The following is a 15531-nucleotide window of genomic DNA, read 5'->3' on the forward strand; positions in this document are numbered from 1 at the left end:
TTGCGTATCTTTCCGATAACGCCTTATTTACGAACTTCGTAAATACCTTTCTTTTAGTACTGTTTCTGTATTTCGGTAAATCTCCGCTTATAAGCGGTTTTGCGTAAGGATGACCCTAAATCAATCCCTCAATTGATCAAGCGGACTTTTGATGCGTCTGGCATCTTTAATACTTACATGGGTGTACCTTTCAGTAGTCCGAGTGCTTTGATGCCCCAACAGTTCTTGGATATACCGTATATCGATGCCTCCTTCCATGAGGTGAGTAGCAAATGAATGTCGCAACGAATGGATACTAACCTTCTTCATCACACCTGAAGCAAGTAAAGTTTGTTCGAATATTTTCTGAACGGAGCGTTCCGTCAGGTGCCTTACCTTGTTTTGGCCTGGAAATATCCAGGTTTCCGGTTGTTCTTGATGGTAATATTGCAAGAATACCTCCAAAGCTGTATCAGATAGAAGGGTAAGCCGGTCTTTTCTTCCTTTTCCTTGGCGAATCCGTAGTGTTTTACGGTCCTTGTCGAAATCCTGCCACCGAAGGCGAACCACCTCACTTACACGCAATCCGGATGAATAAGTTAAGTATAAAATAGCTTTATGCTTCAGATTATCAACGCTATTTAAAATACGCATAACTTCGTTAAGGGATAAAACATGGGGTAGTTTCTGCTCCTTTTTCGGTCTGATGTACGTGGCGGATTCATGTTGGCTAAGAACTTTCTGAAAGTAAAATTTGATCGCACTAATAGCTTGATTTACATAAGCATGGGATCGATGATGATTTAATAAAAAAAGTGAGTATTCCGAAATGGTTTGATGACTCCAGAACAGACCCTGCTCATGAATATATCGAAAAAAACGATCGACTTGGCCCAAATAGGCCTTGACGGTTTTTGAACTATAGCCCCTGAGAAGCAATTCATCTTTCAATCTTTGCCTTTGTTCAGCACCCCATGGTGGAAGAACCGCTAGGGGGTCAGATGTAGCTGACTCATCAGAGGAACGAAGAAATTCACATTCCTCTAGCAGCTGAGGATCTATAATCACTGCTTTATCCTTGAAAATCATCAACAGTTCGGTAATCACTTTCAATGTATAGGGCAACAGCCAGACTAATTCATCCGGGTTCCATCTTCTTCCTGGTATACTCCTGATCTTAGCGACGTCTTCCTTATTAAACGCAAAAAGCTTTACAGCCAATGAATCCTCATTTCGCTTGGACAAATGTATTTCCATAGAAGCCCACCTTCCCAGTATACCAATCATTGTAAATGTTGGAAATGAAAAAAGAGGCCCGCAAAGTCTATAACGACTTTGGAACCTCCGATGCTTTCGGTACGAATATATGATAACAGAGCTTCGATCATATCATAGAATAGAATTCAAGATGCGATATCAAGGTACTTACTCTATGACCGGTCATTAACTCCTAATTGCGTTGCAATACGGACGTTACAAACGCCGTTTTTCCTAAACTATAACTATCTATATCATTTCGATATTGCTCGGCTAATCGAAGCTTTAATAAACCGTATTCCCTCCGGGCTTCCTCGTTGGCACGCAAGTAATCCCGAAATGCGATATGCTCCAGATAGCCTTTCCCATCCTTGGGACACTCATACAAATGGTGCTTCACGAGACTGCCTTCAGGCGCCTTGAACGCCTCTCGTCCCTCCACGCCCAGGTTCCCTTCATACACATACCCGGCATCCTCCAACCGCTCGATAATGGCAGGCAGCACATCATAGCTCTCCATTACGATATCGACATCAATGATCGGTTTGGCGTATAGTCCTTCCACCGAAGTGCTGCCTACATGCTCGACGGCCAATATCAAATCGCCCAGGTCATTTTGTAATTTCTCCTTCATGTTTTCAAAATGCATTCGCCACTCCGGATTATACGGCACGACTTCGATGACCCGTGTATTGTCAGCCAATCCTGCAGCCTCCCTTGGTCCTGCTCCCGCATGCACGCTTCCTACATATCACTTGCCGCCGGTCTCCAACCGGTTAATTGACTCCAGCGGCTGGCTTTTCGCAGGATGTCCCATATGATAGGTTCTTTTGCATCGACATACTTTTCGCGCTCGTACCTGTACAGCTCAGCTAATGCTAGCTTCATGCATGCATATCGTTCACAATCGACCGGATGTGCTCTTAAATAATCCCGGAATAATAAGGCAAACTGCTCGGACAAGCTGCCATACTGCCTAACATGAATGTGTGTTCTGTTATGACCGGGGCTTTCACGAAAATAACGTTTCGACAGATCGGGATTGTCTGCTCTATGGTTAAATCCAATGCTTTCCATAGCCGCTTTATACTGCTCAGATGGCTCAAGTTTTTCGACTGAAATTTGGATATCGACAATAGGTTTGGCGTGAAGCCCTTTAACAGAGGTCGAGCCAATATGATCGATTCGTAAAGCCGTGCTGCCTAAAGCATGCCGCACAAGCGCTCCAATCTTGGTAAATTCCGCTGCCCAATTGTCACTATATGGAACGACTAGGATCGGTTCAATCATAAGTCCTCCTTCCCATCCAATATTCATCTAAGCTTCCATTATACGCATTCCATCCATTTAATTCCATACAAAAAACCGCGCCAGCCCTGACGCGGTTTCCTTGCTAAGCTTTGAATGCCACGGCCGGATTCGGTCGTCCGAGAAATTTCCAGAAATCCCCTCCGAGCAAGCCGGCAGCATCCCGGGCAATTTCGTCCTCTGTCATCCTCCAGCCCGTATTCATCAAATCGCTATATTTGTCATAAAGAACCTTGCCGATAACCCCGCGGGCATCGTCCCATTTGTACAGCAGCTGTTCCAATACATCGCTATCCGAATGCTGCACTGTCACATGGGTACCCGCCAGCTCGAACCGCAGCCGTGTCAACTCCTCAAGTGCGCCAGGAATATGGAAGCTTCCATGATAACCGACAAGATGCAAATTGGGAAATTGGCGTGCAGCTGCAGTTAGAAGATAGGGATGAACTCCAACACCAGCACCAGCTCCGAGCGAGCATAAAAATTTGTTCCCGGGATACTTCGCACATAGCTCTGCTAACACGGATATTCCATCCGCTTGTTGCAAGCTTGTACCCGCTGCTGAAGAGAAATCATCCAGCTGCCAGCCCTCGTTGCTTATAAATAATGCAAGAGGAATTCCTGCTTCAGCGGCGACAGGGAGCACACATTCTTGAATGATGCGGTTGCTGGTTCCCGACATGAACCCACCTGAAAACATGTAAAGCGGGTTCATCCGCGCAATCCAATATTTCAAAAAACTGCGGATTTCCCTGCATGTTTTACCGCTCAATGCTTCTTCAACCTCATAGCCCCAATCCCTTAACTGTACGCAGGCATCTGTCCAGTGATTCACCAAGTAATCGATTCGAAGCGCCGTATTGAATCTCGGGTCCAGCTGATCGATTCCCTCCCATGCTATTCTTTCCACAGGCGAGAAAGGATTGTTGCTCATACAAACGGTGGTTACGCGGGCAAGCTTGAAAATTTGATCCATGTGATCGGAAGCATTCAAGTGCTTGAAGAAGGAACGATAAGCCGACAAATTCCTTGCCGCGGTATCCAACCCTAGCCTTTGAAAAACCTTGAGCACACCTCTGCATGCTTCGCTATAAGGCGTATGGTCGATAAATAGCGTTTGCCAGACAATATCGGCTTGCTCCCTCTTCGAAAGCTTGCGCCACTGAGTAGAAGACAGGTCCGTACGAAACCCGATCAGTTCCTTGATTAGAGCATCGGAGGTTAACAGCTCTTCGATGCCCCAATGCGAGAGCTCTCCGAACGCTTCCGAATACAATCGTGTATGCACATCGGAGACCGGTGTCGCCTGTATCGTTCGATTCACGGCTTGCTGCAGCTGCTGCTTGGTTTGAATCGGACTCGCTGCCACAGGAGACCCACTCCTTTTTATCCGTCAGCTTACTTGCCCAACAGCTCCAAATGCTTGCCAATGTGGGAAATCAAAGATTGCTCGAACGCTTCTTCCTGCTCGCTGAGCGTGCGGTAGAACTCGTCCTTGAACAAAGAGTTGCCTGCAGCATCCTTCGCTTGCAGAAGAATACCGTATGTGATGTGAATCACTTGGCGCGCGTTGTTCTCGTTCATATACGTGTCAGCCAGATCCGCATCGGATACTTGATCCAGCGGCGCGATTTTGCTCAAATCCGTCGTTACATGGTAGTAAGCTGTCGCTTCTTCAAAATGATCCAATGCATACTGATGCATTTTGCGGTACAAGCCCGGGTTCACTTTCGCTACCGTTCTTACAGCCTCCAGCCAGTTCGTACCGGCTGTTTTCACGTGGAAGCGGCCTTTGGTGTATTTGCCGATAATCGGGAATACGCTGAACTTGTCACTTCCGGAGTGAATGCTGAGCTTGTAGCCGAAATCGTCAGCAATGCCTGCATGAATAATCAGTTCTTTCTCAAATTGCGCGATATCGCCGATGTAGTCAATCCCTTTTTGGAATTCGCCAATGAAACGCGGAGCCATACTATAGATCGTCAAACCGCGGCCATACAGCTCTTTGGCAACCAGGAAGTGGGACTCAGGAGCTGTCGGTGTAGCCGTTTCGTCGATCGAAATTTCGAAGTCAATTTCACGGTTTGCCGTTTTGATATATTTATTGAAGATGTGCTCCATGAAATCAATTGCAGGTCCATAGATCAGCACGTTTTTGATCAGCGTTTCTTTGTCGAATGTAATGGAAGTGCCCGCAACCTCGAATGTTTGGCCCAGGTACAGGGACTCGTAATGGCTGCGTGTCGCTTCGGAAACCTCAGCATATTTGGCTGCTTGCTCTGCCGCGGACAGGCCTTCGATCGTGTTGTCGATATACTCGGAGCAATCCAGCGTCAGCATAGTGAAGCCAAGACCAAGCGCCAGCTCAATATCCGCCTCTACTTTCAAGTGGTCGCCGTCAGCGCCGAAGCCGTCTTTGTAGCCTTCCTGGAAAGCTGCGAAGCATGCTGCATCCACAACCTGCTTGTAGTCGCGGCCCGTCAGGTTCAATTCACGGATACTTTGCTGTGCAAGGATCGGACGCACATTTTTACCGCGAACCGTTTTGATATGACCCGGGGAAGCAATGCCCAGACGGTCGCCAAGACCGATGGTCGCAACTTGCGTACCGAAAGCGCGCGGTACCGTGTAATCAAAATATTTATTCAAAACAAGACGGTTCTCGTGAGTCAACGGACATACTTTTACGCCGCCGTCCACTTCGCCTTGAAGCTCATCAAATAAAGAACCTTCGCCGGTGGCAAGGATATATTTCGTGTTGTTGTCTTTCACCATAAGAAGCTGCACGCCGCCGGACTCGGAGAATGAATGCGGATACACTTTCACGTTGTTTGCAGCGATACCTGTTACATTGCCCTGCTTCATAGCTTGGGCGATCGTTTGAAACTGACTCATTGGATAAAAGCCTCCCTCAATGTTTGGATAACGCAATCATATCGCAAAATCATATTAGTTTCTTCACTAATCTTGCTTTTATTCAAAATATATATGCATATCTTGCTATGATTTTTTTAATGACTCTGCTACAATAGACAAAAAAATCAGCAGCAGAAAGCGGGTGTATCCCCCATGAGCGAAACGGTTTCCCTCACCTACGGGGCGGAGGAAGGCGATTTCTATATGCAGCATATTAAGCGTACGGAGCCTTTCGAGCGGACGAATCATTTTCACGGGACGTACGAAATTTATTACCTGCTGTCCGGGCAGCGCACGTATTTTATCAAGGACCGATCCTATATGATTTACCCGGGCGACCTCGTATTCATCAGCAAAAATGATGTGCACAAAACGTCGGACGTCGGCCAGCCCGGCCATGAACGGATTGTCATTAATTTCAGCGACAAATTTATTCAAGCGGAGCATCCGCTGTACCATCCGGCGTTGTTCGGGGTGTACCAGCAGCCTACGCATGTGCTGAGCCTGAAGCTGCAGGATCAAATTTTCGTGCAGACGATCATGAGCAAGCTGACCAAGGAGCTGAAGGAAAAAGCGACCGGCTTTGAGACGTACATCCGGCTTTTGCTGGTAGAGCTTCTTTTGTTCTCAAGCCGCTATGCGGAGCGTCAGGAGTCAGTCCCATTCGAGCATGCAAGCCCGCTGCACAAAAAAATATCCGAGATCGTCCAATTCATCAATATCCACTATGCGGAATCGATGACCTTGTCCGGGATCTCGGAGCAATTTTACATGAGCTCGTATTATTTAAGCCGCGCTTTTAAAGAGATTACCGGGTTCACCTTCATCGAGTATGTCAATATGACCCGCATTCGTGAAGCCCAGACGCTGCTGCGCGAAACCGAGCGTAAAATAATCGATATTGCCGATACCGTAGGCTTTGAAAATATCGCTCATTTCGGCCGCATGTTCAAGAAGCTGACCAAGATGACGCCTCACGAATACCGCAAGCAGAATAAATCATAATCTTACTTACTCGCGCGTTTCCGCTCCCGGATCAGCACGTCTGTTTCTTTGCGGCGGGCGTTCAGCCTTTGAAACCCCCAACGTAAAGCATAGGGAACAATGAACAAAATAAACAAGATCCGAAACATTTGATAAGCGACTACAAGCGAGACATCCGCCCCTACCGCTGTGGCGGTTACCCCCATCTCCGTCATCCCGCCGGGAGAGGTGCTTAAAAAGGAAGTCATGAATGATACAGGATGAATGAGCGTAAAACTGTAGGATAATGCCAAGCAGAATCCGACGACGGCGACGCCTCCCGCAATCGAGTATGGCAGCAGCTTCCGCCAATTGGACAAGCTGCTTAATTTGATCCCGAGCCCCATATAAATACCCAGACTCCATTGCGAGAGCAGCACAAGCAGCGATGGGAGATGAAACGGCTCCAAGCCGCCAATTGTCAGCAGAGCCCCCACGATAATCGGGCCTAGAAACTGCGGCGTCGGAAAGTGAAGCTTGCCGGCCAGCCATGCCGAACCAACAATAAGCGCCACCACAAGACAGAAGAAAAACGGTCGCTCCCCCATTTGTGAAAGCCACGCCCCTAAGGATCCAAGCAGCGTATCCCCGCTCCCCCCTTGTCGGCCAAGAGCAGCAGTGGAAGCAGAGGCTCCGTTTGCCAATCCGTGAACCGTCAGAAAAGGTACGATAAATATGACACTGAGCAGACGAATCGTCTGCATGAAGGCGACAACACCCCCATCCGCATCTTGGATTTCCTCACTCAGCACAACCATCTGCGACAAGCCGCCGGGAATGCTTCCGATGGCGCTGCTGGCCAAGCTGATCCCCGTTTGGCGGGCTGTAATATAAGCCACGATCAAGCTGAACACAATGGTCAGCAGCGTCGCAACGAACATGGAAGGCAGCTGCGAGGAAATTTGTTTGGCGCTCTCCATTGTAAAAGCTAGCCCCATGCTGTAGCCGAGCAAGGCAAGGCCTGCATTCCGAAGCCCCCCGTTCCACGTAAGCTTGCGGCGGGTAATCGCCGTCCATAGAATGACCGCCGTAAGCGGCCCCAGCATCCAGCTCAAAGGCATGCGTATGATTGTAAAAAGCAAGCCTCCCGCAAAGGTAACGAGGATCGTTTCCAGCATTCGATTCATGATTGTTTCCTCTTTTCCCATTATTCAACACATATCACACAAAAAACCTTCATTCAATAGAATTTTCCTGAGAAAATTCTAATGGATTTCTCATACATCCGCTGCAACCTGCGCCGCTCTAGGGTTGAGAAGGCTATTAGCAAATCATGGGTATTTATCTTGTGGTATGGTAGTAGTAGGCCCTTACTAGCAAGACAGGCCTTTCACTACCAAAACTGGAAGAAGGATGTGTTTAACAGAAATGAAAAAGATGCTTACCGTGACAACTTTAACACTATCACTCCTGCTGTCGGGTGTCGGCCTGGCCGTACCGCAGCACGCTTCTGCAGCCACCACTTCACAAGACGATAAAATCATTAGCACGGCTAAATCCTATATTGGCAAGGTAAAATATGTATACGGCGAACGCAACCCGGACAAGCTGATCTTCGATTGCTCCGCCTTCACGCAATTCGTATTCAAGAAAAACGGAATCAGTATCCCTTGGGGCTCCAGGGCGCAGGCTAAGGTAGGAACGAAAGTATCCAGCATATCCAAGCTGCAAAAGGGCGATCTGGTCATGTTCAGCGTAGGAACAAAAGGACAAATCAACCACGTGGGCATCTACGTCGGTAATAACAAGTTTATCAGCAATACGAAGAGTTCCGGTGTTGTCATTTCCAGCATGACTTCCGGCTACTGGAGCACACGCTTTATCGAAGGACGCCACCTGTAAGATTAATATGTAAAAACCGACATATTTAATCATACACGATTGCTTGAAAGAAATAAATCTGTTCAGCTGCTGCACAGTTATAAGCTGCCGGACTTTATCCGTACAGGACTTATATTACTTTTCACTATTAAAAAAAGAGCTGCCGCGGCAGCTCTTTTTTCTATTGCTCTACTATCTGGAATTTAAAAGTTTATTCACCGGACTTTTTAAAACTTCACCAAACTGCCGACCTGTACAGGCAAGCCTGTCCGGATCGATTGATTTCCGGCAATACCGGTCAGAATGGACATTGCGCCGTCCACATGCGATGCCGCACGGTTGAAACGGTCAGGCTTCTTCTCCCCGAACAAGTCGTTCAGCAGCACAGGGTCGCCGCCGCCATGTCCTCCGGCCGTTTCTTCCACATGCACTTCATAAGGCGCATCGAACATCGGGAAGACGGTAATCTTTTTCCCTTTCACCGCACCTTCCAATGCTTGGTCTCCACCGGAGTTTACATAAGAGGATTCTACCACGTTCATCTCGATGCGGCCCTTGCTGCCATTGAAGCAAACCCGGAACCCTTCCCATGGAGCATACGCGTACAGATTGTACGTGAGGATCGCATTGCTGTTATATTTCACCATGACTCCCATCGTATCTTCGATGTTGATGCCGTCGCCGAATACGCTTTGGTCACGGTAATAGCCGTCTTCCTTCTCGGCATCCAGATACATGGCTTTTAGCTGCGGATTTTGATCCAGATGAAGCGCGAACGGGTCGTTCTTCGCCGCTTCGCTGCCGTGTGCGCGGGAGTAAAACTCGGTTACGCCGCGTTTCTCCGCATTTTCACGTCCATAGAACATCAGATCACCAAGCGCAAACACCGTCTTGGGCTGTGTGCCAAGCCAGAAGTTAACCAGATCGAAGTGGTGAGTGGACTTATGCACCAGCAGGCCTCCACTGTTGCGTTTGTCGCGATGCCAGCGGCGGAAGTAGTCCGCACCGTGCTTCGTGTTCAACAGCCATTCGAAATGGACGGAATGAACATCGCCGATCGCGCCATCTGCAATCAGCTCGCGAATTTTCGTGTTGTGCGGGGAATAACGATAGTTAAAGGTGACGCGCAGATTGCGGCCTGTTCTGTTCACAGCGTCCAAAATCTCCTGGCACTTCACTTCGTCCACCGTCATCGGCTTCTCGGTAATAACGTCGCAGCCAAGCTCCATAGCACGAATAATGTAGGTGTGGTGTGTGCGGTCAACCGTCGTTACGATAACCACATCCGGCTTCGTTTCTTCAATCATGCGGTCAAAATCTTGCGCTTTATACGTAGGCAGCGGTCCGACACCGAACGGCTCCAATTTTTTGTTAGCCACATTCATCCGGGTTTGATTCACATCGCAAAAAGCGACCAGCTCGGACGTTTCCTTATAATCTTTGGCAATCGAAGTGTAGAAGAAGCTTGCTCTTCCTCCGGTACCAATCAATGCATAACGTTTACGATTCGACATCTAGTATTTCCTCCCTTGGTTATGTTATTGTGAGTATAGCGCAATAAATACATGAAAACAGCACGGTTATTGCTTACATTTTATTTTTTTCAACATATCTTGTTCATTCATCTTGGCTTAAATAATCACAGGAGGAGCGGCCACTCTATGAAAAACCAGTCTCATTCCAAAGCAGGCAGCACTGCATTGCCTCCCCTGCTTCCCGCCTCCACAGGCGATGTGCAGGACAAACCCGCCTTTACCTTTTCCGTGAAGGACAGCTTTCACCTAGACCATTCGGTACGAACCAACTCCTTCAATATGACGCAGAATCACGCCCACGATTCGTATGAAATCTACTATATGAGAACCGGAGAACGGTTCTACTTCATTAAAGACCGGTCCTATCATGTGAACAAAGGGGATCTTGTTCTCATCCAGCCCAATGTGCTGCACAAAACAACAGAATCGCGTTCTCCGAACCATGAACGGATACTGATCAATTTTAAAGAAAGCTTTATGGCTCATATCCACGGCGAAATCGTCAAGGGATTGTTCCAAGTGTTCGAGGAGGGGCCGGTGTTCCGGCTGGATGCGAGGGAACTGCTTGCGGTAGACACGATTATGGAAAAGATGCTCCGGGAGAAGAAACAACCTGACGATGCATCCGAGGGCTACATGAAGCTGCTGCTCGGAGAGCTGCTGCTGATTATTCTTCGTCATGTCCGCCAGTCCGACCTGAGAAGCAGAAACGCGGAGCATCCGACTACCCTACACCGCAAGGTTTCGGATATCGTCAAGCATATTAATGAGCACTTTCATGAACCGATGTCGTTGAAAGGACTCGCGGACCATTTTCACATCAGCTCCTACTACCTGTGCCGAATTTACAAGGAGGTGACCGGCTTTAGCGTGATCGAGTATGTCAATACGCTGCGCGTACAGGAGGCTCAGAAGCTGTTGAAAAGCACCCGGATTTCCGTCACTGACATCACGGAGAAGGTAGGCTTTGAAAGCAGCACGCACTTCGGCCGCATCTTCAAGGCCATCTCCGGGATGTCCCCTCTCCAGTACCGCAAATGGGCAAAAGGAGAATGAGGGCCGCGATTAGGTTTCCGGCTGCTTTTTGCTTATAATAGAATCGTGTAGGGCATTGATCTCATTATGAAGAAAGAAGGGTGAAAACCTATGTTAGATCCTAGAGTGGAGCGTTTGGCCGATGTGCTCGTGAATTATTCAACCCGGGTGCAGCGCGGAGAAAATGTACTGGTCGAAGCCTTTGGTATCGAGAATCAACTCGTCAAGGCAATTGTTCAAAAAATCCACCAAGCCGGCGGTCACCCGTTCGTTAATGTACGCGACCACCAAATTATCCGGGAGCTGCTGATCGGCGCTACGGAAGAGCAGATCAAAACCTGGGCGGAATTCGATGCGGCTCAAATGAATCTGATGCAGGCTTACATCGGCGTTCGCGGCGGAAACAATATTTATGAGCTGTCCGATGTGCCCGACGAGCAGATGAAGCTGTATAACAAGCTTTACAATCACAAGGTGCACTCCACGATCCGAGTGAAAAATACGAAATGGGTCGTGCTGCGCTACCCTACCTCCTCGATGTCCCAGCTGGCCTCCATGAGTACGGAAGCATTCGAGAAGCTGTACTTCGACGTATGCACGATGGATTACTCCAAAATGAGCCAAGCGATGGATGCGCTGGTCGATTTGATGAACCGTACGGACAAAGTACAGCTGATCAGCCCGGGAACCGACCTGACGTTCTCCATTAAAGACATTCCAGCCATTAAATGTGCAGGTGAAATGAACATACCGGACGGCGAAGTGTTCACGTCCCCTGTCAAAAGCTCGGTCAACGGAACGATTACATACAATACGCCAAGCCCATATAACGGCTTCGTCTTCGAAAATGTCAAGCTGCGGTTCGAGAACGGCAAGATCGTAGAGGCCACCTCGAATGATACGGAACGGATCAATCAAATCTTTGACACGGATGAAGGCGCTCGTTACATCGGTGAGTTCGCGATTGGCGTGAACCCGTTCATATTGAATCCGATGAAAGATATTTTGTTCGATGAAAAAATCGCCGGAAGCATTCACTTTACTCCCGGCCAGGCTTATGACGAAGCGGATAACGGCAACCGTTCCTCCATCCATTGGGATATGGTGCTGATCCAGCGTCCCGAGTATGGCGGAGGCGAAATTTATTTCGACGATGTACTGATCCGCAAGGACGGCTTGTTCGTGCTGCCGGAGCTGCTGCCGCTCAACCCGGACAATTTGAAGTCATGAAACAAACCTCCGATTCCATTTTAATGGAAACCGGAGGTTTTCTTTTTTGACATCTCGCTCAAATCCAATCATCCAGACACCTTTTGTAGGTGACCAGCTCTTCAGGTTTAAAGAAATGATGAATTTCCCGTTCAGCCGCCTCCGGCGAATCCGAGCCGTGAATAATATTAATGCCCTTATGCATCGCATAATCGCTGCGGATCGTTCCGGGAGCGGCCTCCAACGGATTTGTTTTGCCCATCATCGCCCGCGAATGTGCGACGACCTCGTCTCCCATCCATACCATACCGAAGACGGGACCGGAGGTAATGAACTCTACGAGCTCTCCATAAAAAGGCCGGCTCACATGCTCGGCATAATGATGCTCCGCCTGCTCCATCGTCAATTGCATAAGCTTCGCGCCGATCAGCTGAAAGCCTTTTTTTTCAAATCGAGCCATTATGGTTCCGATAAGACCACGCTGTACGCCGTCCGGCTTCACCATTAAAAATGTTTTTTCCATTGAAACACCTCATCCTGGATTCGTATGTTGTCCGTAATAATTCAGTATATCCATAAAAAGGATGTTCCATAAGGGCGCAGAAGCAGGCAAGAAGCTTCGGTGCTTTAACCCGGGTTCACGGCTGACATGACACCGGTCACAAACTCATACTTTCCGGAACCGACGGTAATCACTATGCCCTGTTCCTCCGTCTTCACCTCATGTACTCCCGCCGCCTGCCGAACCTGCACACCACCCTCTGACCATGCTTCCGCCGAAGCGCCAGGGAGCCGTACCGATGCCGTTGTATTCGGTGGCACGGTAACCTTGATTATCAGCTGCCCTTCATCCCCTTGCTTCCAGGACGATGCCACTTTGCCGTACATCGATTCCAGGGAGGCTTCCGCCCAGGTCAGTCCCGGGGTAGGCTGCGGCTGGATATGGATGTGCTTGTAGCCTGGCTGCGCCTCATCCGTATCGATACCCGCCACTCTGCGGTACAGCCAATCCCCGATCGATCCGTAGGCATAATGGTTGAACGAATTCATATCTTTGCTCCAGAAGCTTCCGTCTTCTTTTATGCCATCCCAATGCTCCCATATCGTCGTCGCCCCCTTGGTGACCTGGTACAGCCAGGACGGGTAATCCGTCTGGAACAGCAGCTTGCTCGCCGCTTCGTGATTTCCGGTATCGCTCAGCACCAGATTCAAGTAGGGCGTCCCGACAAAGCCGGTTGTCAGATGGAATTCGCTCTCCTCCAGCAGGCTCATCAGCTTAAGAACCGCCCGCTCCTTTGCATTGCCTCCCACCAGTCCAAACATAAGCACAAGCACGTTGGCGGTTTGAGTAGAAACGGACAATCGGCCGGAGGGAGTGATGAATTCATCCGTGAACGCTTTTAATATATTTTCATACCATTCCTTGTAGGCTTGCACGTCCTCCTCTCGTCCGAGTACAGCAGCCGTCTTCAAGAGCAGCGACATGGAATACGCGTAAAATGCCGTTGCAATAAGATCGCGATCTGTTGCGCCAATGTAGCTGTCCGGCTTGGAGTCCAAGCCCAACCAATCCCCGAAATGAAAGCCGGTATTCCACAGGTAAGGATGGTCACCCTGATTGCGAATGTAGTTAACCCACGCCTGCATACTCGCGTACTGCTCCTCAAGAATACGCTTATCCCCATAAACAACATACAGTGTCCATGGGCAAATGACAGCCGCGTCTCCCCAGGCAGCGGACGAATGGTTTCCTGCCGAGCCGTCGCTTTCCCTAAGCACATCCGGCACAACGAAAGGAACGCCGCCGTCCTCAAACTGATCGGCCTTCAAGTCCCTCAGCCACCTGGTGAAAAACGGCGCCACATTCATGAGAAAGGTAGCCGTACGGATAAACATCTGGGCATCCCCCGTCCAGCCCAACCGTTCATCCCGCTGCGGGCAATCGGTTGGCACGTCGAGAAAATTGCCCTTCTGCCCCCATAAAATATTATGCTGCAGCTGATTAATGAGCGGGTCCGAGCAGGCAAAATGGCCTGTAGGCTCCATATCCGAATGAAGCACAACACCTGCAAAATCGCTCAGCTGCACCTCGGTCCCGAAGCCGGTCAGCTTCGCATAGCGGAACCCTTGGAAGGTGAACTTGGGCTCATACTGCTCCTCTGCATCGGTTCCCTTCACATAGCGCACTTGCTGCTTGGCGTCTCGAAGGTTTTCCGTATAAAAGTTCCCTTCCGCGTCCAGCACCTCGGCATGCTCCAGCAGCACCTCCGTACCTGTTCTGCCTCTAACGGCAAAACGGATCCAGCCGACCATATTTTGCCCCATATCCACAACCGTCTCGCCCTTCGGCGTCATGATGAGCGCGATCGGCGTTAAGGTCTCTATCTTCCTCACCGGCTCATTCTCCTGGGCAATCAGTAGCCGCTTATCGGCTCCGGTCACGATCACTGCAGAAGGCCAAGACGCATCAGAGTATGCAGGAGTGCTCCAGCCTGTCTTTTCCAGTCTCGCATCATAGGTTTCGCCGTGATACAGCTCCGACATCAGGATCGGACTGCCCGAGCATTTCCAGCTGTCATCCGAAACAAGGACCTCCTCCCGTCCATCAGCATATTGGATATGCAGCTGAACCAGCAGCGCGGAACCGTCCCCGTACAGTTTCCTCCGTTCTTTCCAGGTTAAATAGCCGCTGTACCAGCCGCGCCCAAGCACCGCCCCAAGCGCATTCACTCCTGAAGCCAGCATAGACGTCACATCGTAGGTCTGATATTGAAGACGGTGCTTATAGCTGGTCCAGCCCGGTGTAAAGTAGCTGTCCCCCACCCGAAGCCCATTCATTTCCAGCTCGTAAATTCCTAAAGCCGTAGCATAAATACGCGCGCGGCTAACTTCGCCGGACAGAGCGAAGGTCTTCCTGAAGTAAGGACATTGCTCCTCCCCTTCAAGGGCTTCAGCCGGAGCGTTGATCCACTGTGCCTTCCATGGCTCCGACTGCAGCAGCCCCGTCTCCCAGTAAGCGGTTTCAGACCATCCAGAGGAGCTTCCTTTTGCATCCCATACCTGGACCTGGTACGCATATCGCTGGCGGGGCTTCACCGTGATCCCGCTTAGCTCCACATGCACGGATTGCTCGGATACGATCTTTCCCGAATCCCAGATCAGCCTGCCGCCAGCGTCCGCTTCCTGCTCGAACACTTGAATTTGATAAGCTTGCTGCCGGACTCCACGTTCATCCGAATGCAGCTGCCAGCTAATTCTCGGGTTCGGCACATCCAGGCCGATCGGATTGTTCAAATATTCACAGCGCAGCTTGCGCAATTGCAGCATGGACTTCCCCACCTTTGCTTATTTTGTGTGCTTCTGCTCCTTCTTCCAGTATAATCATATCTAAAATCGTTTTCTTTTTGTCCCTGTGCACATGACATCGTACCCCTGCAAAAACGTCATT

At 49.5% G+C, this 15531-nt stretch carries 13 protein-coding genes; 4 read left to right on the plus strand and 9 right to left on the minus strand.

Annotated features, from left to right (window positions below):
- Positions 1 to 120: 120 nt before the first annotated feature.
- The 5 genes from CF651_RS28945 to CF651_RS28965 form a co-directional block, all read right to left on the minus strand.
- Positions 121 to 1236: a tyrosine-type recombinase/integrase gene (locus tag CF651_RS28945; protein ID WP_094018343.1), complete on the minus strand. Its 1116-nt coding sequence runs from the start codon at positions 1234 to 1236 to the stop codon at positions 121 to 123.
- A gap of 193 nt (positions 1237 to 1429) precedes the next feature.
- The gene (locus CF651_RS28950) at positions 1430 to 1939 is read right to left on the minus strand and encodes a GrpB family protein (protein WP_094018344.1); all 510 of its coding nucleotides are present in this window, start codon (positions 1937 to 1939) and stop codon (positions 1430 to 1432) included.
- A 41-nt stretch (positions 1940 to 1980) separates the two neighbouring features.
- A complete protein-coding gene (locus CF651_RS28955) occupies positions 1981 to 2526 on the minus strand; it encodes a GrpB family protein (protein WP_094018345.1) in 546 nt (181 codons plus the stop codon).
- A gap of 103 nt (positions 2527 to 2629) precedes the next feature.
- Positions 2630 to 3913, minus strand: a complete 1284-nt coding sequence (locus CF651_RS28960) for a glucuronate isomerase (protein WP_245856202.1) — start codon at positions 3911 to 3913, stop codon at positions 2630 to 2632.
- Positions 3914 to 3942: 29 nt separating this feature from the next.
- A complete protein-coding gene (locus CF651_RS28965; protein WP_094018346.1) occupies positions 3943 to 5439 on the minus strand; it encodes a tagaturonate epimerase family protein in 1497 nt (498 codons plus the stop codon).
- Positions 5440 to 5613: 174 nt separating this feature from the next.
- Here CF651_RS28965 and CF651_RS28970 point away from each other — a divergent pair, with 174 nt between their 5' ends.
- Positions 5614 to 6465 carry a helix-turn-helix domain-containing protein gene (locus tag CF651_RS28970; protein ID WP_094018347.1) on the plus strand — a complete coding sequence of 284 codons (852 nt, stop codon included), beginning with the start codon at positions 5614 to 5616 and terminating at the stop codon, positions 6463 to 6465.
- Between the two features lie 2 nt (positions 6466 to 6467).
- Here CF651_RS28970 and CF651_RS28975 read toward each other — a convergent pair whose 3' ends face one another.
- Positions 6468 to 7610 (minus strand): AbrB family transcriptional regulator, encoded by a 1143-nt coding sequence (locus CF651_RS28975; RefSeq protein ID WP_094018348.1) that lies wholly within the window; start codon positions 7608 to 7610, stop codon positions 6468 to 6470.
- Positions 7611 to 7851: 241 nt separating this feature from the next.
- Between CF651_RS28975 and CF651_RS28980 the strand changes: the two genes are divergently transcribed.
- Entirely contained in the window at positions 7852 to 8325 is a 474-nt protein-coding gene (locus tag CF651_RS28980) for a C40 family peptidase (protein ID WP_094018349.1), read from the plus strand.
- A 206-nt stretch (positions 8326 to 8531) separates the two neighbouring features.
- Here CF651_RS28980 and CF651_RS28985 read toward each other — a convergent pair whose 3' ends face one another.
- Positions 8532 to 9818 carry a Gfo/Idh/MocA family oxidoreductase gene (locus CF651_RS28985; RefSeq protein WP_094018350.1) on the minus strand — a complete coding sequence of 429 codons (1287 nt, stop codon included), beginning with the start codon at positions 9816 to 9818 and terminating at the stop codon, positions 8532 to 8534.
- Positions 9819 to 9965: 147 nt separating this feature from the next.
- Between CF651_RS28985 and CF651_RS28990 the strand changes: the two genes are divergently transcribed.
- Both CF651_RS28990 and CF651_RS28995 read left to right on the plus strand, forming a co-directional pair.
- Positions 9966 to 10895 carry an AraC family transcriptional regulator gene (locus tag CF651_RS28990; RefSeq protein ID WP_094018351.1) on the plus strand — a complete coding sequence of 310 codons (930 nt, stop codon included), beginning with the start codon at positions 9966 to 9968 and terminating at the stop codon, positions 10893 to 10895.
- 90 nt (positions 10896 to 10985) lie between these two features.
- Positions 10986 to 12104 (plus strand): aminopeptidase, encoded by a 1119-nt coding sequence (locus CF651_RS28995; RefSeq protein ID WP_094018352.1) that lies wholly within the window; start codon positions 10986 to 10988, stop codon positions 12102 to 12104.
- A gap of 58 nt (positions 12105 to 12162) precedes the next feature.
- On the opposite strand, the gene ndk is transcribed toward CF651_RS28995, so the two are convergent.
- Together ndk and CF651_RS29005 are read right to left on the minus strand one after the other, a co-directional pair.
- The gene (gene ndk, locus CF651_RS29000; protein ID WP_094018353.1) at positions 12163 to 12606 is read right to left on the minus strand and encodes a nucleoside-diphosphate kinase; all 444 of its coding nucleotides are present in this window, start codon (positions 12604 to 12606) and stop codon (positions 12163 to 12165) included.
- Positions 12607 to 12710: 104 nt separating this feature from the next.
- Complete coding sequence (locus CF651_RS29005; protein ID WP_094018354.1) at positions 12711 to 15410, minus strand: alpha-L-rhamnosidase; 2700 nt, start codon at positions 15408 to 15410, stop codon at positions 12711 to 12713.
- Positions 15411 to 15531 lie beyond the last annotated feature (121 nt).

This window comes from Paenibacillus rigui (assembly GCF_002234615.1).
In the GTDB taxonomy this organism is placed as follows: Bacteria; Bacillota; Bacilli; order Paenibacillales; family NBRC-103111; genus Paenibacillus_S; species Paenibacillus_S rigui.